Annotated in this window: 20 protein-coding genes; 11 read left to right on the top strand and 9 right to left on the bottom strand. The window is 66.4% G+C overall.

The genetic code is table 11. The features are described from left to right. Positions 1–21 precede the first annotated feature (21 nt). The 3 genes from ACIPHN_RS10370 to ACIPHN_RS10360 form a co-directional block, all read right to left on the bottom strand. Positions 22–1,314: an NAD(P)/FAD-dependent oxidoreductase gene (locus tag ACIPHN_RS10370; RefSeq protein WP_400435847.1), complete on the bottom strand. Its 1,293-nt coding sequence runs from the start codon at positions 1,312–1,314 to the stop codon at positions 22–24. Between the two features lie 196 nt (positions 1,315–1,510). Then, complete coding sequence (locus ACIPHN_RS10365; protein ID WP_400435845.1) at positions 1,511–2,437, bottom strand: 2-hydroxyacid dehydrogenase; 927 nt, start codon at positions 2,435–2,437, stop codon at positions 1,511–1,513. 20 nt (positions 2,438–2,457) lie between these two features. Next, positions 2,458–3,354: a GNAT family N-acetyltransferase gene (locus ACIPHN_RS10360; protein WP_400435843.1), complete on the bottom strand. Its 897-nt coding sequence runs from the start codon at positions 3,352–3,354 to the stop codon at positions 2,458–2,460. Between the two features lie 508 nt (positions 3,355–3,862). On the opposite strand from ACIPHN_RS10360, the gene ACIPHN_RS10355 reads away from it, so the two are divergent. The 9 genes from ACIPHN_RS10355 to ACIPHN_RS10315 all read left to right on the top strand — a co-directional run bounded on the left by ACIPHN_RS10355 (position 3,863) and on the right by ACIPHN_RS10315 (position 15,209). Further along, on the top strand, positions 3,863–4,531 hold the full coding sequence (locus ACIPHN_RS10355; RefSeq protein WP_400435842.1) for a haloacid dehalogenase type II: 669 nt from the start codon (positions 3,863–3,865) through the stop codon (positions 4,529–4,531). A gap of 190 nt (positions 4,532–4,721) precedes the next feature. Further along, a complete protein-coding gene (locus ACIPHN_RS10350) occupies positions 4,722–6,344 on the top strand; it encodes an ABC transporter substrate-binding protein (RefSeq protein ID WP_400435840.1) in 1,623 nt (540 codons plus the stop codon). Between the two features lie 237 nt (positions 6,345–6,581). After that, positions 6,582–7,538 carry an ABC transporter permease gene (locus ACIPHN_RS10345; protein WP_400435838.1) on the top strand — a complete coding sequence of 319 codons (957 nt, stop codon included), beginning with the start codon at positions 6,582–6,584 and terminating at the stop codon, positions 7,536–7,538. Beyond that, a complete protein-coding gene (locus ACIPHN_RS10340) occupies positions 7,535–8,407 on the top strand; it encodes an ABC transporter permease (protein ID WP_400435836.1) in 873 nt (290 codons plus the stop codon). The genes ACIPHN_RS10345 and ACIPHN_RS10340 overlap by 4 nt, the downstream gene beginning before the upstream one ends. Positions 8,408–8,411: 4 nt before the next feature. Beyond that, the gene (locus ACIPHN_RS10335) at positions 8,412–10,349 is read left to right on the top strand and encodes an ABC transporter ATP-binding protein (RefSeq protein ID WP_400435834.1); all 1,938 of its coding nucleotides are present in this window, start codon (positions 8,412–8,414) and stop codon (positions 10,347–10,349) included. Between the two features lie 99 nt (positions 10,350–10,448). Beyond that, complete coding sequence (locus ACIPHN_RS10330; RefSeq protein WP_400435833.1) at positions 10,449–11,186, top strand: cupin domain-containing protein; 738 nt, start codon at positions 10,449–10,451, stop codon at positions 11,184–11,186. A gap of 2 nt (positions 11,187–11,188) precedes the next feature. Further along, positions 11,189–12,514 carry an NAD(P)/FAD-dependent oxidoreductase gene (locus tag ACIPHN_RS10325; protein ID WP_400435831.1) on the top strand — a complete coding sequence of 442 codons (1,326 nt, stop codon included), beginning with the start codon at positions 11,189–11,191 and terminating at the stop codon, positions 12,512–12,514. An 11-nt stretch (positions 12,515–12,525) separates the two neighbouring features. Beyond that, the gene (locus tag ACIPHN_RS10320; RefSeq protein ID WP_400435830.1) at positions 12,526–13,983 is read left to right on the top strand and encodes an aldehyde dehydrogenase family protein; all 1,458 of its coding nucleotides are present in this window, start codon (positions 12,526–12,528) and stop codon (positions 13,981–13,983) included. A 47-nt stretch (positions 13,984–14,030) separates the two neighbouring features. Further along, positions 14,031–15,209, top strand: coding sequence for a M20 aminoacylase family protein (locus ACIPHN_RS10315; RefSeq protein WP_400435828.1), 1,179 nt, complete (start codon positions 14,031–14,033; stop codon positions 15,207–15,209). A gap of 46 nt (positions 15,210–15,255) precedes the next feature. On the opposite strand, the gene ACIPHN_RS10310 is transcribed toward ACIPHN_RS10315, so the two are convergent. Then, positions 15,256–16,803: a methyl-accepting chemotaxis protein gene (locus ACIPHN_RS10310; protein ID WP_400435827.1), complete on the bottom strand. Its 1,548-nt coding sequence runs from the start codon at positions 16,801–16,803 to the stop codon at positions 15,256–15,258. 311 nt (positions 16,804–17,114) lie between these two features. On the opposite strand from ACIPHN_RS10310, the gene ACIPHN_RS10305 reads away from it, so the two are divergent. Then, a complete protein-coding gene (locus ACIPHN_RS10305) occupies positions 17,115–18,026 on the top strand; it encodes a LysR family transcriptional regulator (RefSeq protein WP_400435825.1) in 912 nt (303 codons plus the stop codon). A 156-nt stretch (positions 18,027–18,182) separates the two neighbouring features. Continuing rightward, the gene (locus ACIPHN_RS10300; protein ID WP_400435824.1) at positions 18,183–19,376 is read left to right on the top strand and encodes an acyl-CoA dehydrogenase; all 1,194 of its coding nucleotides are present in this window, start codon (positions 18,183–18,185) and stop codon (positions 19,374–19,376) included. 73 nt (positions 19,377–19,449) lie between these two features. On the opposite strand, the gene ACIPHN_RS10295 is transcribed toward ACIPHN_RS10300, so the two are convergent. The 5 genes from ACIPHN_RS10295 to ACIPHN_RS10275 form a co-directional block, all read right to left on the bottom strand. Next, entirely contained in the window at positions 19,450–20,658 is a 1,209-nt protein-coding gene (locus tag ACIPHN_RS10295) for a CaiB/BaiF CoA transferase family protein (RefSeq protein ID WP_400435822.1), read from the bottom strand. A gap of 96 nt (positions 20,659–20,754) precedes the next feature. Continuing rightward, complete coding sequence (locus tag ACIPHN_RS10290; protein ID WP_400435820.1) at positions 20,755–21,567, bottom strand: oxepin-CoA hydrolase, alternative type; 813 nt, start codon at positions 21,565–21,567, stop codon at positions 20,755–20,757. Next, a complete protein-coding gene (locus tag ACIPHN_RS10285; RefSeq protein ID WP_400435818.1) occupies positions 21,564–22,709 on the bottom strand; it encodes an acyl-CoA dehydrogenase family protein in 1,146 nt (381 codons plus the stop codon). Before ACIPHN_RS10285 ends, ACIPHN_RS10290 begins: the two co-directional genes overlap by 4 nt. A 10-nt stretch (positions 22,710–22,719) precedes the next feature. Then, positions 22,720–23,916 (bottom strand): acyl-CoA dehydrogenase family protein, encoded by a 1,197-nt coding sequence (locus ACIPHN_RS10280; protein WP_400435816.1) that lies wholly within the window; start codon positions 23,914–23,916, stop codon positions 22,720–22,722. A gap of 26 nt (positions 23,917–23,942) precedes the next feature. After that, positions 23,943–25,133, bottom strand: coding sequence for an acetyl-CoA C-acyltransferase (locus tag ACIPHN_RS10275; protein WP_400436083.1), 1,191 nt, complete (start codon positions 25,131–25,133; stop codon positions 23,943–23,945). Positions 25,134–25,217 lie beyond the last annotated feature (84 nt).

The following is a 25,217-nucleotide window of genomic DNA, read 5'->3' as shown; positions in this document are numbered from 1 at the left end:
AAGAGTAGACGCTGGGAAAGCTCAGGCCAGCTTGTCCTTGAGCTGGTAGTACAGGCCGATCACCGGCAGGAACCAGGGCGGCCCGAAGTGGCCGGGGATGGCAGGCCACTCGCGTTCGGCCCAGGGATTGGCGCGTTCGTCGCCAGCCATCACCTGTGCCATGCACTGGCCCATGTGGACCGACATCTGGGTGCCATGGCCGCTATAGCCCATGGAGTAGTACAGGCCATCGCGCTGGCCGGCCTGCGGCAGGCGGTCGCGGGTCATGTCCACCAGGCCGCCCCAGCAGTAGTCCAGGCGTACCTGGCCCAGCTGCGGGAAGGTCTCGTGCAGGCCCTGGCGCAGGATCTCGCCGCTGGCCGCATCCGACTGCGGGCTGGAAATGGCAAAACGGGCGCGTCCGCCAAAGACCAGCCGGTGATCGGCCGTCATGCGGAAATAGTGATGGATGTTGGCCACCGTGGTGTAGGTGCGCTGCTGTGCCAGCAGGGCGGTGGCGCGCTCGGCGCCCAGCGGTTCGGTGACCACGATGAAGCTGCCGATGGGCACGATGCGGCGGCGCAGCCAGCCGAAGCTGCCGTAGGCGCCGTGACGGCTGGCGCCGGTGGCCAGCAGCACCTGCTTGGCCAGTACCGTGCCACGGGAGGTATGGACCCGATGGGCATGGGTATCGCCGATGCGCTCCAGCCGCTTGACCTCGGTACCGGTATGGATGCCGGCGCCCTGGCGCTCGGCCGCTACCGCCAGGCCATAGGCAAAGCGGCCCATGTGCATCTGCGCGCTGCGCTTGTAGAGCAGGCCGCCGTGGAAGCGCTCGCTCTGCACCTCGGCGCGCACCTGGGCGGCATCGAGGATGGCTACGTCGCGGTCCACGCCATCGGCCATCAGGCGGTCGGCGCTGCGCTGCAAGGCCTCCATCTGACCAGGCCGGGTCGCCAGCTTGAGCTTGCCATGGCGCAGGAAATCACAGGCGATCTGCTCTTCCTCGACCAGTCGCGCCACGGTATCGACGGCGTTGTCATAGGCGTGGTACCAGGCGCGGGCGCGTTCCACGCCGACCTTGGCGGCGACCTCGGCGTAGTCCACCGCCAGGCCGTTGTTGACATGACCGCCATTGCGCCCCGAGGCCTCGGCGGCAACGTGTGGGCCGGCTTCCAGCACGACCACGCTGGCACCCCGGCGTGCCAGCGCCAGTGCGGCCGAGAGGCCCGTAAAGCCGCCGCCGACGATGGCCACATCGACCTGGGCCGGCAACTCGCGTGTCGGGGAGATGTACAGGGGTGCCGAATCGGTCCAGTAGGATTCCAGCTTCATGGTCGGGACAAGGGATAAAAAGGGTGGGTGAAATGCCCTGGGCCGCGCGGGGCCTGGGCACAATGCGCCATGACATCGAGCATACGGCCATGTCGCGGCCGGCGTGGCGCGAACTGCTGCGGCGCGGCGGCATGGCATGCCGTTCTCGCGCCGGGTTTTGGCATTTTGTTTGCCGGCATCGCGCCCATGGCCGCGCTCAATAGCCGCGCTGGCGGTCGATCAGGCCCAGCAACGGTAGGCCGGCGCGGTGTCGTCGCAGGTTCTCCAGCACCGCATCGACGGCGCCATCGGGCTGGGTCATGCTGGCGATGTGCGGCGTGATGACGATGTCGGGATGGCTCCAGAAGGGATGGCCGGCCGGCAGCGGTTCGGTGCGGCAGACATCCAGCACGGCCGCGCTCAGCTGGCCCTCCTGCAGGGCCGCCAGCAGGTCGTCCTCGACCAGGTGGCCGCCGCGCCCCACGTTGACCAGCGCCGCGCCACGCGGCAGTTGCGCGAACAGCTCGCGGCACAGCACGCCGCGCGTGTCGTCGGTGAGCGGCAGCAGGCAGATCAGCACGTCGGTACGCGCCAGGAAGGTGGCCAGGCCGTCGCAGCCGCTATAGCAAGCTATGCCCTCGATCTGGTGCGCCGAACGGCTCCAGCCAGCGCAGGGGAAACCCAGTCCCTGCAACTGCTGCAGCACGGCCCGCCCGAGCATGCCCAGACCCAGTACGCCGACCCGGCAGGCCGAGGCCGGGCGCACCCGGCGCGCCTGCCAGACCTGCTGTTGCTGCTGACGGGCATAGTGGCGGCTGTCGCGGTGCAGGCCCAGCACCGCGTGGGTCACGTATTGCACCATGCCGGCGGCGATGCCGGGTTCGGTCATGCGCACCACCGGCAGTTGCGGCGGCAGGCCGGACATGTCGAACTGGTCGATGCCAGCCCCTACCGAGAACAGGATTTCGAGGTTGGGGAAGCGCTGGGCGATATCCTCGGGTGGCGTCCAGGCCGCCAGATAGCGGACCTGGGCCGGATCGCCCTCATAGGGCCAGAGGTGGAAGGAAAGCTCCGGCGCCTTCTGCGCAAAGAGCTTGCCCCATTCGGCGCCGCGTTCGAGATCGGCCTTGTAGAGAAAAGTCATGATGTCGTGTGCGCCGGGGGTCAGCCCAGCGCCTGGTTGATGAGGGAATAGGGTTGCCACTGCGCATCGCCCGTGGGCGGCGTGCCACGGCACATGGTGACGACGTCGTCCACGCAGGTCAGGCCGATTTCCTGCAGCCAGTCGCGCAGGCCGCTGCGGCCCGGCACGTCGATGCGCAGGAAGCTGCCCGCATAAGCGTTGACCCAATGGCTGATGAGCCGCTTGGCGTCCTCGGGATCGGCCGCGATCACCGGGCCGATCACGCGGCCGCGACCGAACTCGCGCAGCATCGCCACGCCCTTGACGCGGCCATCCTGTTCCAGCACGGCCACCTCGGCAAACCGGAGCAGGGCCAGCAGCAGGGCGCTGCGGTCCATGCCGCTGGCGTGGCGATCCAGCGCCAGCAGGGAAGGGATTTCATCGTCGCGCAAGGGGCGGATGCGCCCGCCTAGTGGCAGCACCGGGCGCGGCGCATGGGCGCTGGCGCTCTGGTGCTGGCTCAGGGTATCGGTGACCTGGAAGCCCAGCTTCTCATAGAGCGGGCGCCCGGCGGCGGTGGCGTTGAGGATTACGCTGCGCGTGCCGGCATCGGCCAGCAGGGTCTGCATCATGGCGCGGCCCAGGCCCCGGCCCTGCAGGGCATCGCTGACGATCACCAGGCCCAGCGTGGCGTAGTCGCCGCCGAAATGGCAGAGCATGCCGCTGCCGGCGACGACTGCTGTGCCGCCGTCCTGGTCGGCTTCCTGTTCAATGACATGGCCCCGGCTCACCGCGTGATGGAAATGCCAGTCGGCCAGCCGGTGCGGCCATTTCAGGTGCTGGCTCAGGCCGTGGCAGGCCTCCAGGTCGGTAGCGCGCATGGGGCGCAGGGTGGTCTGCTGCGCCGGTGCGGCCGGCAGCGTGCTTGCAGCTTGCATGGGGTAAGTCCTTGAATGGTCCGGTGCACAAGGCCATGGCACAGCATGGCCGGTCACCAGCGATGATGCCCCTTAACAGAGGGATGGCGGTGGTTTTGTCAGGCGCGAATTCGCAATCTTATGGCGAGTTGGCCCCCGTTCTCGGCACAAAATTGGGCGGCTTCGGGATTAGCATGGATCGCCCGGCGAACTTGTCCTGTAAAGCAGTACAGGCGATAGGCCGGCAAGCCGCACAGGCAGGGAAGATCCGGTTGTTGCACCAGCGTGGTGAAAAATGCCCCAAAGCAGCGCGCCCGGCTCGCATTGCTGCACTGCTCGGCAAGCTATGCTGATTCGGCCCCCGAAAACACATGTTTCTGTTTCGCGGCCCGGTCAAAAAGGAATAAATCGCAGGTATCGCCATGTTGTAATCCTTCTCATGCTGTGAACCCGCAAACATGCAAACAAGCCGTAGCCCTCGCAGGACCATTCCGGTGACGCGAACACTTTTTTGATAGGACGATTTTCCATGAGCACTTTCAAGCCCAAATTCATCACCTTCGATTGCTACGGCACGCTGACCCGCTTCCAGATGTCGGAAACGGCCCAGCGCATCTATGGTGATCGCGTCTCCGAGGCCGACATGCCGTTCTTCCTGCGCCAGTTCGCGGCCTATCGCCTGGACGAGGTGCTGGATCAATGGAAGCCCTACGAACAAGTCTGCCGCAATGCCATCAGCCGCACCTGCGCACGCTGGGGCATCAAGACCAATGACGAGGAAACCGGTGCCTTCTACAAGGCCGTGCCGACCTGGGGTCCGCATGCGGACGTGCCGGCCGGCCTGTCCAAGGTGGCCAAGGAATTCCCGCTGGTGATCTTCTCCAATGCCGACGACAGCCAGATCATGCACAACGTCGAGCAGCTCGGCGCGCCTTTCCACAAGGTCTTCACCGCCCAGCAGGCGCAAGCCTACAAGCCGCGCCTGCGCGCCTTCGAATACATGCTCGACAACCTGAACTGCAATCCGGAAGACGTGCTGCACGTCTCCTCCAGCCTGCGTTACGACCTCATGCCGGCCTCCGACATGGGCATCAAGAACAAGGTCTTCGTGGCCCGTGGTCATGAGCCCTCGACCCCGCACTACGGCTATACCGAGATCAAGGACATCTCCGGCCTGCCGGGTGTGCTCGGCCTGTAAGCGCGTTCGACGGGAGCGCAACGGCTCCCGTGTTGTCGGTATTGCCCCGGTGCCCTGGCGAGCTGGTATCAAGCTTGCGAGGAGTTCACCGGACCCAACAGGCGGCTTGCCTCTCCGGAGGGATCTGCAGCAGCAGACGGCAGGGCAGGCCAGTGGTCTTCGTGGTTGAACTTTTATCGTGAGGCTTTTCATGAGCAAGCAGGAAAACGGACGGCACCCCGCAGAGGGACAGATCATCACCGGCGATACGCTGGAACACGCCCACGGCGGCTTCACCCGCCGCGACATGATGCGCACCCTGCTGGCCGGCAGCCTGATGACGGTAGGCGGCACGGGTCTCCTGACCGCCAGCGGCAGTGTCATGGCGCAAACCGGCAAGCGCGGCGGCAAGATGCGCATCGCCACCCAGACCAGCTCCACCGCCGATACCCTGGATCCGGCCAAGACCGCGCACTCCACCGATTACACCCGCGTCCACATGTTCTACAACGGCCTGACCAAGCTCGACAGCAAGCTGGGCCCGCAGATGGTGCTGGCCGAGGAAATGCTGACCACCGACGCCATCACCTGGACGGTCAAGCTGCGCAAGGGCGTCAGCTTCCACGACGGCAAGCCGCTGGTGCCGGCCGACGTGGTCTATTCGCTCATGCGCCACAAGGACCCGGCCACCGCCTCCAAGGTCAAGGTGCTGGCCGACCAGATCGAGTCCGTCAAGGCCAGCGGCCCCAACGAAGTGCAGATCAAGCTCACCAGCGCCAACGCCGACCTGCCGGTGATCCTGGCCACGGCGCAGTTCCTCATCATCCGCGACGGCACCACCAGCTTCACCACCGCCAACGGTACCGGCGCCTTCAAGATCAAGGAATTCACCCCGGGCGTGCGCACCATTGCGGTCCGCAACGAAAACTACTGGAAGTCCGGCCTGCCCTATCTGGACGAGGTCGAGCTCTTCGGCATCCCCGACGAGGCCGCGCGCGTCAATGCGCTGCTCTCGGGCGACGTGCACTGGATCAACGACGTCAACGCCCGCTCCACCGGCCGCGTCAAGTCCACGCCGGGTTATACCGTCATGGAAACCAAGTCCGGCCAGTACACCGACCTGGTGATCCGCCAGGACGTCGCCCCGGGCAACAGCATGGACTTCACGCTGGGCATGAAGTACCTGATGGACCGCGAGCAGATCAAGATGGCCGCCTTCCGTGGCTTTGCCGTCACCGCCAACGACCAGCCCATCGACCCGACCAACCGCTTCTTCTTCGCCGGCCTGCCGCAGCGTCCCTATGACCCGGACAAGGCCAAGTTCCACCTGGAGAAGGCCGGTGTGCTGGGCAGCACCATCCCGCTGGTGGCCTCGGTGGCCGCCACCGGCTCGGTGGACATGGCCGTGCTGATGCAGCAGAGCGCCGCCAAGATCGGCCTGAAGCTGGATGTGAAGCGCGTCCCGGCCGATGGTTACTGGTCCAACCAGTGGATGAAGGTGCCAGTGGGCTTCGGCAACATCAACCCGCGCCCCAGCGCCGACATCCTGCTGACCCAGTTCTTCAAGTCCGATGCGCAGTGGAACGAGTCCGGCTGGAAGAACGCGCAGTTCGACCAATTGGTGGTGGCCGCGCGCGGCGAGACCGACTTCGCCAAGCGCAAGCAGATGTATGCCGACATGCAGACCCTGATCCACGAAAAGGCCGGCATCGGCATCCCGGTCTTCATCACCAACCTGGAAGGCATCAACAGCAAGGTCAAGGGCATCGACCCGGTGCCGCTGGGCGCCTTCATGAACTACACCTGTGCCGAGTACGTCTGGCTGGACGCTTGAGTGGGAGTTGGTTTGCCTTTGCGATTGAATCACCGTTCGTACTGAGTAGGCCCGTAAGGGCCGTATCGAAGGCGCGATGTCGGTGCGCCCCTTCGACGGGCTCAGGACAGGCTTCGATACGCGGCGATGCCGCTACTCAGGTCGAACGGGATGAGATGTCGGCAACAGCGTTTGCAACATCTGGATGTGTTGTGTAGTGCAAGCCTAAGTCCCTGTGGTTCGTTACCGAGGATAGCTATGAATGGTATGGTCCTGCGTCTGATCCTGCGCCGCCTGTTGCAGGCAGCCCTGACGCTGTTGCTGGTGTCGGCCGGCGTTTTCTTCATCACCAACCTGCTGCCGGGCGACGCTGCCCAGGCCGCACTGGGCCAGGCCGCCACGCCCGAGACGGTGGCCGCGCTGCGGCTGCAGTACGGACTGGACCTGCCGGCGCCGTTGCGCTATGCCCAGTGGCTGGGCAACCTGCTGTCGGGCAATCCGGGCATGTCGCTGGTCAATAACGTGCCGGTGGCGCAGATGATCGGTGGTCGCCTGCCGGCCTCGCTGATGCTGGCGGCGGTGACGGCAGCCGTGTCGGTGCCGCTGGCGCTGGTGCTGGGCATCGTCTCGGCCATGTACCGGGGCTCGACCTTCGACCGCGTGGTCACGGTGGGTGCGGTGTCGATGGTGTCGGTGCCGGAGTTCCTGGTGGCTACCATCGCGGTGATGATCTTCGCGGTCAAGCTGCGCTGGCTGTCGGCCTTGTCGCACGCCACCGATGCGGCCACCGTGGGCGCCTTCGTCAAGGCCTATGCCATGCCGGTGATGACGCTGTGCTGCGTGATCGTGGCGCAGATGACGCGCATGACCCGTGCCGCCGTGATCGACCAGCTGCGTTCTTCTTATGCCGAGATGGCGCTGCTCAAGGGCGTCAAGCGCACCCGCATCGTGCTGCGCCACGCCTTGCCCAACGCCATCGGCCCGATCGCCAACGCGGTCGCGCTGAGCCTGTCCTACCTGCTGGGCGGGGTGATCATCGTGGAGAGCATCTTCAACTATCCCGGTATCGCCACCCTCATGATCGATGCCGTGACCACCCGCGACATGCCGCTGGTGCAGGCCTGTTCGATGATCTTCTGCACCGGCTACCTGCTGCTGGTGCTGGCGGCCGATGTGCTGGCCATTGTTTCCAATCCGAGGTTGAAGACACGATGAAAGCACTCAACGACTCCGCACGCGGCGAGGCCGCGCCGGCCAAGGCCCCGCTTACCCGGAAGCCACGCCGTCACTCGACCATGGCCTGGATCGGCATGGGCATCGTCGGCTTCTGGCTGCTCATGGCCATCATCGGTCCCAGCATCTCGCCTTATGACGCCACGGCCATCGTCGATACCGACGTGTTCTCCGGCATGAGCCACAAGTTCCTGCTGGGCAGCGACTACCTGGGCCGCGACATGGTCAGCCGCATTCTCTTCGGCACCCGCGCCACCATCGGCCTGGCGCTGGCGGCCACGCTCCTGGCCAGCATCACCGGTACCGCCCTGGCGCTGTTCGCCGCTTTTTCCGGTGGCTGGCGCGACGCCCTCATCAGCCGTGCGCTGGATGCCCTGATCTCTATCCCCAGCAAGATGTTCGCGCTGATGATGGTGGCCACCTTCGGCTCGTCCATGGGCCTGCTGGTGGTGACGGCGGCCATCACCTACATGCCTGGCGCCTATCGCATCGCCCGTTCGCTGGCAGTCAACGTGCAGGCCATGGAATACGTGCAGGCCGCGCGTGCCCGTGGCGAAGGCGTCTGGTACATCATGACCGTGGAGATGCTGCCCAACATGATCCGCCCGGTGCTGGCCGACTTCGGCCTGCGCTTCGTCTACGTGGTGCTGCTGCTGAGCGGCCTGAGCTTCCTCTCGCTGGGGGTGCAGCCGCCCGACGCCGACTGGGGTTCGCTGGTGCGCGAAAACATTTCCGGCCTGGGCGAAGGCGCCCTGGCGGTGATCATGCCGGCCCTGGCGATTGCCTCGCTCACCATCGGCGTGAACCTGTTGATCGATAACCTGCGCGGCAAGCGCGCTGCCAAGGAGTAAGCCCGTGATGCAGTTCGACCAATTCCTCGGCAAGACGGCGGCGGCCACATCCAGCGGGCAGGGCCAGCCGCTGGTGGAGGTCAGCGGCCTGCGGGTCGATGCCCGCAAGGATGACGGCTCCTCGGTGGAGATCGTCAAGGATGTCAGCTTCAGCGTCGCGCGCGGCGAGGTGCTGGCACTGATCGGCGAGTCCGGCTCCGGCAAGACCACCATCGCGTTGTCGCTGCTGGGCTATGCGCGGGCCGGCTGCCACATCGCTGGAGGCCAGATCCGCATCGGCCAGCGCCAGATCGACCGCATGGATGAAAAGTCCTTGCTGGCCATGCGCGGCCACCACGTCGCCTACATCGCCCAGAGCGCGGCGGCGGCCTTCAATCCGGCCCGTACCTTGATGGACCAGGTCATCGAAAGCGCCCTGCAGCACCGCGTGATGGACCGTGCCACGGCCACGCGCAAGGCCATCGAGCTGTTCCGTGCGCTGGCGCTGCCCAACCCGGATCACATCGGCCAGCGCTATCCGCACCAGGTCTCCGGTGGCCAGCTGCAACGCGTGATGGCGGCCATGGCCCTGATCACCGACCCGGAACTGGTGATTCTCGATGAACCCACCACGGCCCTGGACGTGACTACCCAGATCGAGGTGCTGCGCGCCTTCAAGAACGTGGTCAAGGAACTCGGCACCACCGCCGTCTATGTCTCGCACGATCTGGCCGTGGTGGCGCAGATGGCCGACCGCATCATCGTGCTGCGCGATGGCGCCGTGCGCGAGATCGGCCAGACCGGCCAGGTGCTGCACGCGCCGACCGACAGCTATACCCAGAGCCTGGTGGCGGCAGCCTCGCCGGCCGAGCGCATGGCGCAGGTACGTGATGTGAGTGAGGTGCTGCCGGCCGATATGCCTGCGCCCGCCGAGGCCAAGGCGCCGCTCTTGCGCATCAGCGGCCTGATTGCCGGCTACGGCGCACCGGACCGGCTGGGCCTGCCGGGCGTGCGTATCCTGGACGATATCAACCTGACCATCGAGCGCGGCCGCACCGTGGGCATCATCGGTGAATCGGGCTCGGGCAAGACCACCCTGGCGCGCGCCGTGGCCGGCATGATCGCGCCGGCACGCGGCAGTATCCAGCTCGATGGCGAGAACCTCTCGCCCACCCTGGAAGGGCGTAGCCGCGAACAGTTCCGCCGCGTGCAGATCGTATTCCAGAACGCCGACACGGCGCTGAACCCGGCCCACAGCATCGGCCGCATCCTCAACCGCCCGCTGGCCTTCTATCATGGCTTGAAGGGCGAGGCCATGCGCCGCCGCACCGCTGAACTGCTGGACCTGGTGCGCCTGCCCGCCAGCGTCATCGACCGCCTGCCCGGAGAACTCTCGGGCGGCCAGAAGCAACGCGTGAACCTGGCCCGCGCCCTGGCCGCCAAGCCCGACCTGATCCTCTGCGACGAGGTCACCTCGGCCCTGGATACGGTGGTGGCCGCCGCCATCCTGGAACTGCTGGCCGAGCTGCGCCGCGAGCTGCAGGTGTCCTACATGTTCATCAGCCATGACATCAGCACGGTGCGCGCCATCTGCGATGACATCGTGGTGCTCTATGCCGGTCGCATGGTCGCCAACCGTCCGCGCGAGGCGATGATGGCGCCGCCTTATCACCCGTATTCGCACCTGTTGCTGTCCTCGGTGCCGGCCATGCAGCAGGGCTGGCTGGAGCAGGTCGGTGGAGCAGGCCAGCGCACGCTGCCACCCATCGGACCGGTCGATGCCTCGCCCGACATCTGCGCCTTCCTGCCGCGCTGCGCCTTGCGCGTGGATGGCGTATGCAATGTGGTGCCGCCGCGTCGCCGCAACATGGAGCATGGCGGCGAGATCCTCTGCCACCGCTCCGACAGCGAGCTGCAGGACGCCCAGGCGCCATTGGTGCCGGTCGAAGGTGTGACCATTTGATGAGTTGACGATATGCCTGCGGTCCTTCGCAGGCAATCCCCCCGGGCCGCGGCCGACTGGGTACTGGAGCCCGTCGCCGGCCCTTCTCCAGGAGAAGACATGACTGCAGTGCTGGTGTTGTACCGCGCCTCGGGCGCACCCGTTTCGACCGCATTCCGCCCCGGTGGCCTGGGCAAGGATGATCCTTTCGCCCCCTGGCGCGAGATCGCCTGGCAGGGCAGTGGCGCCATGAGCGCCGGCCGCCTGCGCTTCGAGGGCAAGCTGGAGATCGCCCGCTTCCCGCATGTGGAAACCCTGACCGTGGTACAGGGCGAGCTGACGGTGGAAACCGACGGCGCCGCGCCGCTGGTGCTGACCCCGGGCAGCGGCATGGTCATCGGCGTGGGCACGGCCCTGCGCGTGACGGCGTCCTCGCAGGCGCTGGTGATGTTCTGCGCGGCCGAATGCGCGCAGGCCACGCAGGCGGGCGTGTTCCCGCTGCGTGCCGAGGCCAACTTCAAGCCCTCGGCCACGGTGATGGATCCCAAGCTGCTGCTGGGCCCGGTGCCGCAATGCCGCAGCGACAATGTCATCAACGAGGAGAGCATCAAGTACCTCGCCGGTACTTGGGATGCCACGCCTTACCACCGCATCGTGCGCGCCCATCCGGTCAATGAATTCATGCATATCCTCGACGGTACCGTCTACTTTGCCCAGCCCGATGGCAGCGTGGAAACGGTCGGCGCGGGCGATGCCATCTTCGTGGCGCAAGGCGCCTTCATCGGCTGGGAGAGCCGCGAACGCGTGGCCAAGTTCTATGTGGTGCAAACCGTCGTGGCCGCCAGCGAGGAGAAATGAGCATGTCGCCTCCGCTGAACCGGGTACAAACACCCTCCACACCTCCCGCCTCGGCCGACGTGGTCGTGATCGGCGGCGGCATCATCGGCATCTTCACCGCCTACTACCTGGCGCGTCGTGGCGTCTCGGTGGTGCTGGTCGAGAAGGGCTGGGTCGGCGCCGAGCAGTCCAGCCGCAACTGGGGCTGGTGCCGCCAGCAGAACCGCGACGCCCGCGAGCTGCCCATGGCCACCAAGAGCATCGACCTGTGGGAACAGTTCAGCGCCGAGTCCGGCGAGGATACGGGCTTCAACCGCTGCGGCCTGCTCTATCTGTCCAATGACGACGAGGAACTGACGCGCTGGGCCAACTGGGGCCAGTTCGCCAAGACCGCCGGCGTGACCACCTACATGCTCGACAGCAAACAGGCCGGCGAACGCGGTCACGCCACCGGCCGTGGCTGGAAGGGCGGCGTCTTTTCGCCCACCGACGGCACCGCCGACCCGGTCAAGGCCGCCCCGGCGGTAGCCCGGGCCGTGGTCAAGCTGGGCGGCAGCGTCATCCAGCAATGCGCGGCACGCGGCATCGAGATGGAAGGCGGACGGCTTTCTGCGGTCGTCACCGAGGCCGGCGTCATCAAGACCCGCACCGCCGTGCTGGCCGGCGGCGCCTGGGCTTCCTCATTCTGTCGCCAGCTGGGCATCCGCTTCCCGCAGGCCTCGGTACGGCAATCCATCATGAGCGTGGCACCCATGGAGCAGCCACTGCCGGGCGCGCTGTTCACCTCGGGGGTGGCGGCCACGCGGCGCAGCGACGGTTCCTATGCGCTGGCCATCAGCGGTCGCGCGCGGGTCGATCCGACCGGGCAGTTCCTGCGCTTCTCGCCGCAGTTCATTCCTATGTTCGCCAAGCGCTGGCGCAGCCTGTCGCCGGGTGGCCTGGAGGCGCTGCGCAGCGGTCACGAGACCCTATCGCGCTGGCGCCTGGATGCACCCACACCGATGGAGCGCATGCGCGTGCTCGATCCCAAGGCCGATCCGGTGGCCATCCGCGCCACCCACCGCCGCGCCATCGAACTGCTGCCCGAGCTGCGCAATGCCAGGGTCACGCACACCTGGGCCGGCTATGTCGATAGCACGCCCGATGGTGTCCCCGGCATTGGCGAGACGGCGCAAGTGCCCGGACTGATCCTGGCGGCCGGTTTCTCCGGTCACGGTTTTGGCATCGGCCCCGGCGCCGGCCACCTGATCGCCGACCTGGCCACCGGTGCCACGCCCATCGTCGATCCACGTCCTTACCATCCGAGCCGCTTTGCCGCCTCGGCATGGGGCAAGGTCGCCGACTTCTAGGACACATCCTCATGACATCCCCCGTACATCAACTACGGCAAGCGGGCCGGCTGGAGCAGCTGTACATCGACGGCCAGTGGCTAGCCCCCGAAGGCCGTGAACGCGCCGCCGTGGTCTGCCCGGCCACCGAAGAGATCCTGTGCGAGATCGCCCTGGGTGACGCGCGCGACGTCGAGCGCGCCGTGCAGGCTGCGCGCCGCGCCTTCCCGGCGTGGTCGGCGACGCCCACGGCGCAGCGTGCCGCCACGCTGGCGCGCCTGCATGGCCTGCTGCTGGAACGCACCGAGCTGTTCGCCCAGGCCCTCACGCTGGAAATGGGCGCGCCCATCAGCTATGCCCGCAGCGCCCATGTGCCGCTGGCAGCCGAACACCTGCGCGTGGCCAGCGAAAACCTGGCCAGCTATCCCTTCATCCGCCCGCGTGGCACCACCGCGATCCTGCGCGAGCCCATCGGCGTATGCGCCCTGATCACGCCCTGGAACTGGCCGATCTACCAGATCACCGCCAAGGTCGGTCCGGCACTGGCGGCCGGCTGCACGGTGGTCTTGAAGCCCAGCGAGCTGTCGCCGCTGTCGGCCCTGCTGTTTGCCGAGATCGTCCATGAGGCTGGCATCCCGGCGGGTGTCTTCAACCTGGTCAATGGCAGCGGGGCGGAGGTGGGGGCGGCCATGTCTGCCCATCCGCAGGTGGACATGGTCTCCATCACCGGCTCCACCCGCGCCGGCGTGCTGGTGGCCCAGGCCGCCGCGCCCACCGTCAAGCGGGTGGCGCAGGAGCTGGGCGGCAAGTCGCCCAACCTGGTCTTGCCCGACGCCGACCTGGCACGCGCCATCCCGCCCGGCGTGGCGGCGGCGTTTCGCAACATGGGCCAGTCGTGCAGCGCACCGACGCGCCTGATCGTGCCGCGCAGCCAGCTGGACCGCGTGCATGAGCTGGCGCTGGCAGCGGTGGCGCAGATGCGGGTCGGTGATCCCGCTGACCCCGCCACCACCCATGGACCGCTGGCCAATCGCGCCCAGTTCCTGCGGGTCCAGCAGATGATCGAGGCCGGCCTGCAGGATGGCGCGCGCCTGCTGGTGGGCGGGCCGGGGCGGCCAGAGGGGCTGGAGCAGGGATATTTCGCACGTCCCACCATCTTCTCCGACGTGCATACCGACATGGTGATCGCGCAGGAGGAAATCTTCGGCCCGGTGCTGGCGATCCTGCCCTACGACACCGTGGAAGAAGCCATCGCCATCGCCAACGACACCGTCTATGGCCTGGGCGCGCATGTGCAGGGCAGCGACAAGGCCCAGCTGCACGCGGTGGCGGCACGTATCCAGTCGGGCCAGGTGCACCTGAACTATCCGGCCTGGGATCCGCAGGCACCCTTCGGCGGCTACAAGCAGTCCGGCAACGGCCGCGAGTATGGCGTGGAGGGGATGGAGGAGTACATGGAGACCAAGTCCGTCCTCGGGTACTATGCCTGACTTCCCTTTGACCTGTTGACTTGTTGACCCCGCAGAAAGCCCCCGGCATGGATATCCCCGATCACACCTTCAGCGAACATCGCGCCCACTGGGCCAGCCTGCGCCGCGACCTGCACGCCCATCCCGAACTGCGCTTCGAAGAACATCGCACCGCCGACGTGGTGGCCGGCGAACTGCAGGCGCTAGGATACGAGGTCGTGCGTGGCCTGGGCGGCACCGGTGTGGTGGCCAGCCTGCCGGGGACCGACCCGGCACGCGCCGGCATCGTGTTGCGCGCCGACCTGGATGCCCTGCCCATCAAGGAAGCCAATGACTTCGCCCACGCCTCATGCACCCACGGCGTCATGCACGCCTGCGGCCATGACGGCCACACGGTGATGCTGCTGGGCGCGGCACGGGTATTGAAGCAGATGCCGCGCCTGCCGGGCAGCGTGCATTTCGTGTTCCAGCCGGGCGAGGAGGGCGGCGCGGGCGCGCGCAAGATGATCGACGATGGCCTGTTCACGCAATTCCCCACCGAGGCCGTGTTCGGCATGCACAACTGGCCGGGCTTGCCGGCCGGGCATTTCGGTCTGCGTACCGGCCCCATCATGGCCGCCGGCTCGCGCCTGAAGATCACCATCACCGGTCGTGGCGCCCATGCGGCGCAACCGCACCTGGGGATCGATCCTATCCCGCTGGCCTGTTCCATGGTCTTGCAATGCCAGACCATCGCCGCCCGCCACAAGGATCCGGTCGATCCGGCCGTGATCTCGGTGTGCATGTTCCATGCGGGTGACACCGACAACGTCATCCCGGATCGCGCCGAACTGCGCGGCACCATCCGCACGCTGTCGTCCACGCTGCAGCAGAAGCTGCAACGCGATATCCAGCAGATGTGCGAAGCGCTGGCCGGCGCCTATGGCGCCCAGGTCGAGGTGGAGTACTTCCAGTATTACCCGGCCACGATTAACACGCCGGCCGAGACCGCCTTCTGCGAAGACGTCATCCGCGCCACCTTCGGCGACGCGCGCATCCGCAACGACATCCCCGCCAACATGACCTCGGAAGACTTCGGTTTCATGCTCGAAGAGCGTCCGGGGACTTACGTCCTGATCGGCAATGCGCCGCAGGACCGGGCTTCGCCATCGCTGCACCACCCGCAATACGACTTCAACGATGACGTCACCGAAGAGGGCGTGCGCTACTGGGTGGCACTGGCGCGGCGTTATTTCGAGCGCGCCTGAATTACATCGGCTCACACCGGATCACACCGGGGCCGTAGCCCCCCGCTCAATCCAGCTTGAACTTGCCCACCACGGCGGCCAGGCTGCCGGCCTGACCCTTCAGGGAATCGGCGGCGGCTGCGGCCTGTTCGACCAGGGCGGCATTCTGCTGGGTGGTCTCATCCATCTGGGTGATGGCCAGGTTGACTTCGTTGATGCCGCCGCTCTGTTCCTGGGTAGCGGCGCTGATCTCGGCGACCACGTCAGTGACGCGCCTCACGCTCGCCACCACTTCCGTCATGGTGGTGCCGGCGCGTTCCACCAGGGCGCTGCCGGCGCTAACCTTCTGCACCGAGTCGTCGATCAATCCCTTGATTTCCTTGGCGGCGCCGGCCGAGCGCTGCGCCAGCGAACGCACCTCGGAGGCCACCACGGCAAATCCTCGTCCCTGCTCGCCGGCACGGGCCGCTTCCACCGCCGCATTGAGCGCCAGGATATTGGTCTGGAAGGCGATGCCATCGATCACGCTGATGATGTCGGCGATGCGGCGTGAGCTCTCGGTAATGCCTTCCATCGTCTGCACTACCTGACCCACCACCTCGCCACCCTGGCTGGCGATGTCGGAGGCGGTCGCGGCCAGCTGGTTGGCCTGGCGCGCATTGTCGGCGTTCTGGGTCACGGTGGAGGTGAGCTCTTCCATGGCCGAGGCAGTCTCTTCCAGTGAGCCGGCCTGCTGTTCGGTGCGGTTGGAGAGATCGAGGTTGCCACGGGCGATCTCGTGCGAGGCGGTGCTGATGGTCTCGGTGCCGTGGCGCACTTCGCTGACGATGTCGCGCAGGCTCTCGTTCATGGCCCGCAGGGCTTCCATGAGGGCGCCGGTCTCGTCGCGACCGGCCGGGCGGATGCGCAGCGTCAGGTCGCCACGGGCCACGCGCTGTGCGATCTCCACCGCTTCCTTCAGGGGCCGCGAGACATTGGTGGCCACCACGAAGGCCAGCAGTGAGGCGATCAGCACGGTCGCGGCCAGCAGGCCGACGATCCAGCGCTGGGCGCCACGGAAGACCCCGGAGGCTTCCTCATCGGCGCGGGCGCTGCCGCTGGCGTTGATCTTGACGATGGCATCGAGGTTGCCCAGCATGGCGCGATAGAGCTTGGCCGATTCGCCATTGAAGAGCGCGCGGGTCTCGTCGTATTGCTGGTTGGCGGCCATCTCGGCCAGCTGTTCATCGACCTTGACGTAGGCGGCGAGGTTCTTGGCGAACTGCGCGTACTGCTCTTTTTCCTGGGCTTCGGAGAGGCCTTGTTCGTAGAGGGTACGCTGCTTGGCCAGCGCATCCAGGCGCGCCTTGATGGCGGTGTTGGCGGCGCTGCGCTCCTGGGGCGTGACGGCGGTGACCAGTTCCAGTTCGTTCAGGCGCAGCGGCGGCAGCGAACTCTGGATCGCGCGTGCCGCATCCATGGCCGGCATCCACTTGCTGACGATCTCGCCGGAGGCATTGTTGACCTGCTTGAGTTCCTTGATCGCAAACAGTCCCTGCAGCAGTGCCAGCGCGATCACCACGGCAAAGGACAAGGCCAGCTTCCTGGCGATGTTCAGGTTGTAGAACCAGATCATGTCATCCTCGCATTCGATTTATATCGTTTTCAGTGTCGGATCCAGATGCGAAGATCAAGCTCCCGGCCGGTCCCGCTCCCATTGCCGGTCGGCTGGCGCCGATGCGTTGTCCCGTCCACGCATGGCTGAATCGGGTGGGATATTAATCAGGGGCAAGGATTCCATCCAATGAAATTAATCGCTGCGGCAATGCGTGAATTGATATCGCTTCATGCGATATTGTTAAAAAAACAGGCTTGCAGGATGCGCTTCTTGGCGGACGCCGCTTGTAATAAGATGTGCGTAAAACTCACTTCTTTGACAGCATCCTCATGCGCAGAAAGATCCCTTCCACGCAGGCCCTGGCCGTGTTCGAATCGGCAGCACGGCACCAGAGCTTTACCAAGGCCGCCAGCGAGATGGCGGTCACCCAGAGCGCGGTATGCCGCCAGGTGGCGGCGCTGGAGGAATTCCTTGGCCTGAAGCTGTTCCGGCGCACCAAGCGTGGCGTACGGCTGACCGAGGCGGGCGTGAGCTACAGCCACCAGGTCGGCCAGCGGCTCGATGAAATCGAGCGCGATGCCTTGCACCTGATGTCGCGCGATGGGCATGGCGATACCCTGGAGCTGGGCGTCATGCCCACCTTTGCCACCAAATGGCTGCTGCCGCGCCTGCGCTCCTTCCTGGAGGCGCATCCGGGCGTCACGGTCAACCTGCGGCCGCGCACGCGCCCCTTCTTGTTCGAGGAAACCAACCTGGACGCCACCCTCTACGCCGGCCAGGCCAGCTGGCCCGGTACCGAGGGCGTGTTCCTGATGCGCGAGAGCATGGTGGCCGTCGCCAGCCCCGCGCTGATCGGGCAGGGCCGCAAGCTCACGGCGGCGCAACTGCTGGACTATCCCCTGCTGCAACAGAGCACCCGCCCCTATGTCTGGCGGCAATGGTTTGCCTCCTTCGGCATGCAGGTGCAGAACGATCTGGTGGGCACGCAACTGGAGCTGTTTTCCATGCTGACCCAGGCTGCCATCGTCGGCATGGGCGTGGCCCTGATCCCGCCTTTCCTGATCGAGGACGAGCTGCGCCAGGGCTTGTTGACGGTGGCGGTCGACCATGACTACCTGAGCACGCACTCCTACTACCTGATCTATCCCGAGCGCAAATCCGAGCGGCCTTTGCTGCGGCTGTTCCAGGACTGGCTGGAGCAGCAGGCGCGCGATTATCGGCTGCCCAGCGGCTTGGGCTGAAGGCGGTTTTTTGTTGCCTGCAACAAGTGCGTAAAGAGCACATGTTGTTGCAAACAATTCGTTTGCGGGGACGGTACCGATTCCTTATATTTCAGCTATACCCGGCGCTGGCCGGGATCGGGTGCTTTTATCCTTTTCTTTCGAATCGAGACCGTCATGACCGCATCGCAGAACCGAATCTCCTTTGACCATGCTGACCCGCTCCTGCTGGAGCAGCAGTTGAGCGCCGACGAACGCCAGGTGCGCGACGCCGCCCAGGCGTATTGCCAGGACCGTCTGGCCCCGCGTGTGCTGGAGGCCTTCCGCCACGAGAAGATGGACGTGGGCATCTTCCGCGAAATGGGCGAGCTGGGCCTGCTGGGCGCCACCATCGACGAGCAGTACGGCGGCGCCGGCCTGAACTATGTCTGCTATGGCCTCATCGCCCGTGAGGTCGAACGGGTCGATTCCGGCTATCGGTCCATGATGAGCGTGCAGTCCTCGCTGGTGATGACCCCCATCAATGCCTTCGGCAGCGAAGCCCAGAAGCAGAAGTACCTGCCCAAGCTGGCCAGCGGGGAGTGGATAGGCTGCTTCGGCCTGACCGAACCCAATCACGGCTCCGACCCCGGCAGCATGATCACCCGCGCGCGCAAGGTGGCGGGCGGCTATAGTCTCACCGGCAGCAAGATGTGGATCACCAACAGCCCGGTGGCCGATGTCTTCGTGGTGTGGGCCAAGGATGATGCCGGCGATATCCGTGGTTTCATCCTGGACAAGGGCAGCAAGGGCCTGTCGGCCCCGGCGATCCACGGCAAGGTGGGGCTGCGTGCCTCCATCACCGGCGAGATCGTCATGGACAATGTGTTCTGTCCGGAGGAGAACGCCTTCCCCGAGGTGCGCGGCCTGAAGGGTCCCTTCACCTGCCTCAACAGCGCCCGCTACGGCATTGCCTGGGGTGCGCTGGGAGCGGCCGAGGATTGCTACGAACGCGCGCGCCGCTACACCATGGACCGCCAGCAGTTCGGCCGTCCGCTGGCGGCCAACCAGCTGGTACAGAAGAAGCTGGCCGACATGCTCACCGAGATCTCGCTGGGCCTGCAAGGCTGCCTGCGCCTGGGCCACCTGAAGGATGCCGGCAATGCCTGCATCGAGCAGACCTCCATCATGAAACGCAACAGCTGCGGCAAGGCACTGGACATCGCCCGCCTGGCGCGCGACATGATGGGCGGCAATGGCATCAGCGACGAGTTCGGCGTGGCCCGCCACCTGGTGAACCTGGAAGTGGTCAACACCTACGAGGGCACCCATGACGTGCACGCCCTCATCATCGGCCGCGCCATCACCGGCCTGGCCGCCTTCGCCAACTAGGGCGATATGACGACAGGCCGCCAACCAGGCGGCCTGTCATCACCTCTCACACTGCCTACCCCTCACCGACAGATCACAGCACGCCGCGCTCACGCAGCGCGGCGATGCGCGCCTCATCCATCCCCAGCAAGGATTGCAGCACTTCCGCGGTGCCTTCGCCCAGCGAGGGCGGCGCCTGGCGTACCGGCAGGCGCTCGCCATCGAAGCGATAGGGCGGCGCCAGTACCTTCACGCTGCCCACTTCGGCATGCGGCTGGGTGCTGACCAGCCCGGCGGCGGTGGCGCGTGGACTGGTCAGGGCTTCGTGCAGGCCCAGCACTTCGCCGCAGGGAATGCCGGCCTGGTGCAGCTTCTCCAGCAGATCGGCGCGCTTGCGCGCCTTCAGTTCGCGATTGATTTCCGGCACCAGCACATCGCGGTGCTTGCCACGGCTGACATTGGTCTTGAAGCGATCATCCTCGGCCAGGTCGGGGCGCTCGATGACACTGTGGCAGAAGCGCTGGTACTGGCTGTTGGTGCCCACCGTGATGACCAGCCGGCCATCGGCGGCATCGAAGACGCCATAGGGAATGATGGAGGGATGGGCGTTGCCGTAGCGCGGCGGGTCCTCGCCCAGGATCAGCGCTTCCAGGCCATAGTAGGACGTGATCATCACGCCGCAGTCGAACAGCGCCATCTCCACGTGGCGGCCCTGGCCGGTCTGGTTGCGCTGGTATAGCGCGGCCAGTACCGCCTGCGCCGAATACATGCCAGTGAACAGGTCCACGGCGGCCACGCCCAGTTTCAGCGGCGGCTGGGTGGCCTCGCCATTGAGCGACATCAGGCCGGATTCGCCCTGGATCACCAGGTCGTAACCCGGCCGGCTAGCCTCGGTGCCACTGCTGTCGTAGCCGGTGATGGAGCAATACACCAGGCCGGGATTGTCGCGGCGCAGGGTCTCGTAATCCAGCCCGAACTTGTGCACGCCACCGAACTTGAAATTCTGGATCACCACATCGCTCTGGCGTGCCAGATCGCGCACGATCTGCTGGCCTTCCTCGGTCTGCAGGTCGACGCTGATGGAGCGCTTGTTGCGGTTGACGCTGTTGAAATAGGCAGTCTCGGTGGAGCCGATGCGGGTACCCCAGTCGCGGGTGTCGTCGCCGCGTACCGGATGTTCGACCTTGATGACTTCGGCGCCGAGGTCGCCCAACACCATGGCACACCAGGGACCGGCCAGCACGCGCGACAGGTCCAGCACGCGCACGCCGGCCAGGGGCAGGGCTAGGGTCTGTTCAGACATGAATTCTCCTCATTGGACAGGATGCGCCACTGGCTACAGCGGGCATCCTGGCATTGTTGTTATGGTTGACTATCGTTCAGCGGACGTCCTCGCCCGTCATCGTCCATCGTCGTCTGGCGCAGCGGACCGCAAGCGGCGAAAATCGGCCGGCCGCTTCTGCAGGAAGGCACCGATGCCCTCGGCGGCTTCGTCGTCGCCCTGGGAGACCACCATGTGCTGCGCTTCCAGGTCCAGCTGTTGTGCCAGCGTCGCACCATAGGCGTGATGGCACAAGTCCTTGATGCGCGCCATGGCTCGCGCCGGCCCGGCCTCCAGGGTGGCCGCCAGCGCGACGGCAGTCGCCAGTGCCTGGCCCGGTTCGGCCAGCTGGTTGACGGCACCCATGGCATGCAGCCGTGCGCCGTCGAAGCGTTCGCCGGACAGGCACAGCTGGGTCAGTTGCTGGCGCGAGAGGAACTGCGCCAGGAAGGCCGTGGCACCGCCATCGGGTGTCAGGCCCACTTTCACATAGGCGACAGAGAACTGCGCCTCGCGCGTGGTGACCAGCATGTCGCAGGCCAGCGCCAGCGACAGCCCGGCACCGGCGGCACCGCCCTCGACGGCGGCGATCACCGGCTTGCCGCAGCGGCCGATGCGGCGGATCAGATCATGCAAGCCCTCCAGCCGTTCGCGCCGCTGCCCGGGCGTCATGGCGCGGCGCTGCGCCAGCAGGCGCAGGTCGCCCCCCGAGCAGAAGAATCCGCCAGCCCCCGTGAGCACGATGGCGGCCACCCGGGGATCGGCCTCGGCTTCGTCGAGTGCGCTGGTGAGGGCGAGGTACAGGTCGGCGTTGATGGCATTGCGCGTGGCCGGATCATGATTGACCAGGATGCGCACCGCCCCCTGCTGTTCACGCAGGACCGTGCTCATGTTCGACCTTCCTCGCCCAGTGCGATGTAGCGCTGCAGGTGATGGTCTTCGTCGCCGAGCTGGTGGTCGATCATCACCAGGCGCTTGGCGTAGTGCGACAGCGGCAGTTCCCAGGTCATGCCGATGCCGCCGTGCAGCTGGATCGACTCTTCGGCCACCAGGGCGCCGATGCGGCCAATGCTGAACTTGGCCGCCGACAGTGCGCGTTCGCGGGTCACGCGGTCGGCTTCCAGCGCGGCAGCGGCATTGATGACGGCCGAGCGTGCCTGCTCCACCTCCAGCAGCAGATCGGCCATGCGGTGCTGCAGGGCCTGGAAGCTGCCGATGGGCAGGCCGAACTGCTTGCGCGTGCGCAGGTAGTCCAGCGTGGCGGTCTTGGCGACTTCCATGGCGCCCAGCGCTTCGGCGCACAGTGCCAGGATGCCGCGTCCGATCACCCGTTCCAGCAGCGCGGCGGCGTCGCCGGCCTGGCCCAGCAGGGCGTCCGGCGCCAGCGTCACGCCCTGCAGCAGCAGGTCGGCCACACGGCCGCCGTCGATGGTGGCGCTGTCCTGCAGTTGCAGTCCGGGTGTGCCGGCCGGCACCAGGAAGAGCGAAATGCCCGCGCTGTCGTCGCTGTCTCCGGCGTTGCGCGCCGAGACCAGGAACAGGTCGGCCGCCTGCGCCTGCAACACCACCGCCTTGTGGCCATCGAGGCGCCAGCGGCCGTCGGCCTGTTGCTCGGCGCGCGTAGTGACGTGGTGCAGTTCGTAGTGGCTGTCGGCTTCGTCGTGCGCCAGTGCGGCCAGGGTCTGGCCGGCGATGATCTGTTCCAGTAGCGCCTTCTGGGTCGGTGTACCGGCGCTGGCGATGGCTTCGCCCACCAGCACGGCACTGCCCAGCAGGGGTTCCACCAGCAGGCCGCGGCCGATTTCCTCGAAGACCACGGCGATATCGAAGCCGCCGCCGCCATAGCCACCATCGGCTTCACGCAGCAGTGCGCCGATGACGCCCATGTCGGCCAGTTGCTGCCACATGGCGCGGCTCATGCCGGCCTCCGACTGGATCACCTGGTTGCGATGCTCGAAGCCGTATTGTTCGGCGATCAGCCGGCGCAGGCTGTCGGCCAGCATGCGGCGTTCTTCGGTGTGCTCGAAATTCATGTCGGGTTCCTCACAGGCCAAGGATCATCTTGGAGATGATGTTCTTCTGGATTTCATTGGAGCCGCCGAAGATCGACAGCTTGCGGTTGTTGAAATAATGCGCGGCGGCGCCGGCAGCTTCCTCGGGGCCCAGGGTGTGGCCCTGGTAATCGTCCTCCAGCGCCTGCCGTTCATAGGGGCGGGCGTAGGAGCCCATGGCGCGCCGCGTGAGCGAGGTGATCTCCTGGCGGATCTCGGTGCCACGGATCTTCAGCATGGAGCTTTCCGCGCCCGGCACGCCGCCACCGGCCACGGCGGAGATGACGCGCAGGTTGGTGGTCTTCATGTTCTCCAGATCGATCTCGACCCTGGCCATGCGTGCGGCGAAGAGGGGATCCTCGGCCAGCGCCCGGCCATTGCGTTGCTGGCGCTGGGCGATCTTCTTGAGACGTTCCAGCGCCGCCACCGAGAAACCGATGCCGGCGATGTTGGTGCGCTCATAGGTCAACAGGTACTTGGCGCAGCTCCAGCCACGGTCTTCCTCGCCGACCAGGTTCTGTACCGGGACGCGCACGTCGGTGAAGAAGACCTCGTTGACTTCGCGTTCGCCATCGAGGGTGATGATGGGGCGCACCTCGACGCCGGGCGCATCCATGTCAATCAGCAGGAAGCTGATGCCCTCCTGCTTCTTGGCCTCGCGGTTGGTGCGCACCAGGCAGAAGATCATGTTGGCGTAGTGGCCCAGCGTGGTCCAGGTCTTCTGGCCGTTGACGATGTAGTGATCGCCCTGGCGCACCGCATGGGTCTTCACGGCGGCCAGGTCGGAGCCGGCGCCGGGCTCCGAATACCCCTGGCACCACCAGTCCTGGCCATTGAGGATGCGCGGCAGCCAGTGGCGTTTCTGGGCCTCGTTGCCGTACTTGATCAGCACCGGTCCCAGCATGTTCACGCCGAAAGGCACGACCCGGGGGGCATTGGCCAGGCAGCATTCATGTTCGAAGATGAACTTCTCGATGACGCTCCAGCCGGTGCCGCCGTATTCCCTGGGCCAGTGGTTGGCCAGCCAGCCGCGTTCGTTGAGGATGGCATGCCATTGGGCCATGTCGTCGCGGCTCAGGTGCTTGCCGCTGGCGACCTTCTCGGCCAGCGACGCCGGCAGCTTCTCGGCCAGGAAGGCGCGCACGCTGTCGCGGAAGGCGGTTTCGGCCGGGGTGAAATTCAGATCCATTCCAGACTCCTCGATGACTTAGATACTCAATAGAATTCAAACAGGCCGGCCGCACCCATGCCGCCGGCAATGCACATGGTCACCACCGCATAGCGCGCGCCCCGGCGCCGGCCTTCCAGCAGCACGTGGCCGGCCAGGCGGGCACCGGTCATGCCGAAGGGATGGCCGATGGAGATGGCGCCGCCATTGACGTTGAGGCGCTCATCGGGAATGCCCAGGCGGCGCTGGCAATACAGGGCTTGCGAGGCGAAGGCTTCGTTGAGTTCCCACAGGTCAATGTCGTCCACGCTCAAGCCATGGCGCGCCAACAGGCGCGGTACCGCAAACACCGGGCCAATGCCCATCTCGTCGGGCTCGCAACCGGCCACCGCCAGGCCCCGGAAGGCGCCCAGCACCGGCAGGTTGGCGCGTTCGGCGGCGCGCGCTTCCATCATCACGCAGGCCGAGGCCCCGTCGGAGAGCTGCGAGGAATTGCCGGCCGTGACGAACTGCTCCGGCCCCATCACCGGTGCCAGCTTGCCCAGCGCCTCGAAGGTGGTGCCGGGACGGTTGCAGTTGTCGGCCGCCACCGTGACCTCGCGCAGGCTGGTCTGGCCGCTGGCCTTGTCGGTGACCTGCATGGTGGTGGTGCAGGCGATGATTTCGTCGCGGTAGCGACCGGCTTCCTGGGCGGCGGCGGTCTTGCGCTGGCTGGCCTCGGAAAATCGATCCTGGTCCTCGCGACTGATGCCATAGCGCGCCGCGACGATGTCGGCGGTCTCGATCATGGGCAGGTACAGCGCCGGCTTGTGCTCGACGATCCACGGGTCCATGCCGCTATCGCCGCTATCGGTGGCACTGCGGCTGCGGATCTGGGAGATGCTTTCGACACCACCGGCGATCATGGCCTCGGCGCCGTCGACCACGATGCGGCCAGCCGCCATGGCGATGGCTTGCAGGCCGGAGGCGCAGAAGCGGTTGACGGTGGTGCCGGCGATGCCGATCGGCAGCCCGGCGCGCACGATGGCCTGGCGGGCGATGTTGCGGCCGGTCGTGCCTTCCGGATAGCCGCAGCCGAGGATGGCATCCTCGATCTGGGCCGGGTCGAGGCCGGCACGTTCGACCGCGGCGCGCACGGCAAAGGCGGCCAGGGTCGGGCCCGGGGTGATGTTGAATTCGCCGCGATGCGCCTTGGTCAGGGGCGTACGGGCGGTGGCGACGATGACGGCTTCCCGCATCATGGAGGTCTCCTGGAGTGTGGTCTTGAATGCTGTGGACTGCGCCGTCAGGGCGCAGTCCGTGTCCTGTGGCTGCTCAGTTCA

This window comes from Herbaspirillum sp. NPDC087042 (assembly GCF_044745245.1).
In the GTDB taxonomy this organism is placed as follows: Bacteria; Pseudomonadota; Gammaproteobacteria; order Burkholderiales; family Burkholderiaceae_D; genus Herbaspirillum.
Note: the sequence above shows the minus strand (reverse complement) of the source record. Positions and strands in the feature narration are given on the sequence as shown.

What these genes read in the sequence shown, in the direction of transcription:
- ACIPHN_RS10370 (WP_400435847.1), bottom strand. Translation starts at nt 1,314, where the DNA reads ATGAAGCTGGAATCCTACTGGACCGATTCGGCACCCCTGTACATCTCC.
- ACIPHN_RS10365 (WP_400435845.1), bottom strand. Translation starts at nt 2,437, where the DNA reads ATGACTTTTCTCTACAAGGCCGATCTCGAACGCGGCGCCGAATGGGGC.
- ACIPHN_RS10360 (WP_400435843.1), bottom strand. Translation starts at nt 3,354, where the DNA reads ATGCAAGCTGCAAGCACGCTGCCGGCCGCACCGGCGCAGCAGACCACC.
- ACIPHN_RS10355 (WP_400435842.1), top strand. Translation starts at nt 3,863, where the DNA reads ATGAGCACTTTCAAGCCCAAATTCATCACCTTCGATTGCTACGGCACG.
- ACIPHN_RS10350 (WP_400435840.1), top strand. Translation starts at nt 4,722, where the DNA reads ATGAGCAAGCAGGAAAACGGACGGCACCCCGCAGAGGGACAGATCATC.
- ACIPHN_RS10345 (WP_400435838.1), top strand. Translation starts at nt 6,582, where the DNA reads ATGAATGGTATGGTCCTGCGTCTGATCCTGCGCCGCCTGTTGCAGGCA.
- ACIPHN_RS10340 (WP_400435836.1), top strand. Translation starts at nt 7,535, where the DNA reads ATGAAAGCACTCAACGACTCCGCACGCGGCGAGGCCGCGCCGGCCAAG.
- ACIPHN_RS10330 (WP_400435833.1), top strand. Translation starts at nt 10,449, where the DNA reads ATGACTGCAGTGCTGGTGTTGTACCGCGCCTCGGGCGCACCCGTTTCG.
- ACIPHN_RS10325 (WP_400435831.1), top strand. Translation starts at nt 11,189, where the DNA reads ATGTCGCCTCCGCTGAACCGGGTACAAACACCCTCCACACCTCCCGCC.
- ACIPHN_RS10320 (WP_400435830.1), top strand. Translation starts at nt 12,526, where the DNA reads ATGACATCCCCCGTACATCAACTACGGCAAGCGGGCCGGCTGGAGCAG.
- ACIPHN_RS10315 (WP_400435828.1), top strand. Translation starts at nt 14,031, where the DNA reads ATGGATATCCCCGATCACACCTTCAGCGAACATCGCGCCCACTGGGCC.
- ACIPHN_RS10310 (WP_400435827.1), bottom strand. Translation starts at nt 16,803, where the DNA reads ATGATCTGGTTCTACAACCTGAACATCGCCAGGAAGCTGGCCTTGTCC.
- ACIPHN_RS10305 (WP_400435825.1), top strand. Translation starts at nt 17,115, where the DNA reads ATGCGCAGAAAGATCCCTTCCACGCAGGCCCTGGCCGTGTTCGAATCG.
- ACIPHN_RS10300 (WP_400435824.1), top strand. Translation starts at nt 18,183, where the DNA reads ATGACCGCATCGCAGAACCGAATCTCCTTTGACCATGCTGACCCGCTC.
- ACIPHN_RS10295 (WP_400435822.1), bottom strand. Translation starts at nt 20,658, where the DNA reads ATGTCTGAACAGACCCTAGCCCTGCCCCTGGCCGGCGTGCGCGTGCTG.
- ACIPHN_RS10290 (WP_400435820.1), bottom strand. Translation starts at nt 21,567, where the DNA reads ATGAGCACGGTCCTGCGTGAACAGCAGGGGGCGGTGCGCATCCTGGTC.
- ACIPHN_RS10285 (WP_400435818.1), bottom strand. Translation starts at nt 22,709, where the DNA reads ATGAATTTCGAGCACACCGAAGAACGCCGCATGCTGGCCGACAGCCTG.
- ACIPHN_RS10280 (WP_400435816.1), bottom strand. Translation starts at nt 23,916, where the DNA reads ATGGATCTGAATTTCACCCCGGCCGAAACCGCCTTCCGCGACAGCGTG.
- ACIPHN_RS10275 (WP_400436083.1), bottom strand. Translation starts at nt 25,133, where the DNA reads ATGCGGGAAGCCGTCATCGTCGCCACCGCCCGTACGCCCCTGACCAAG.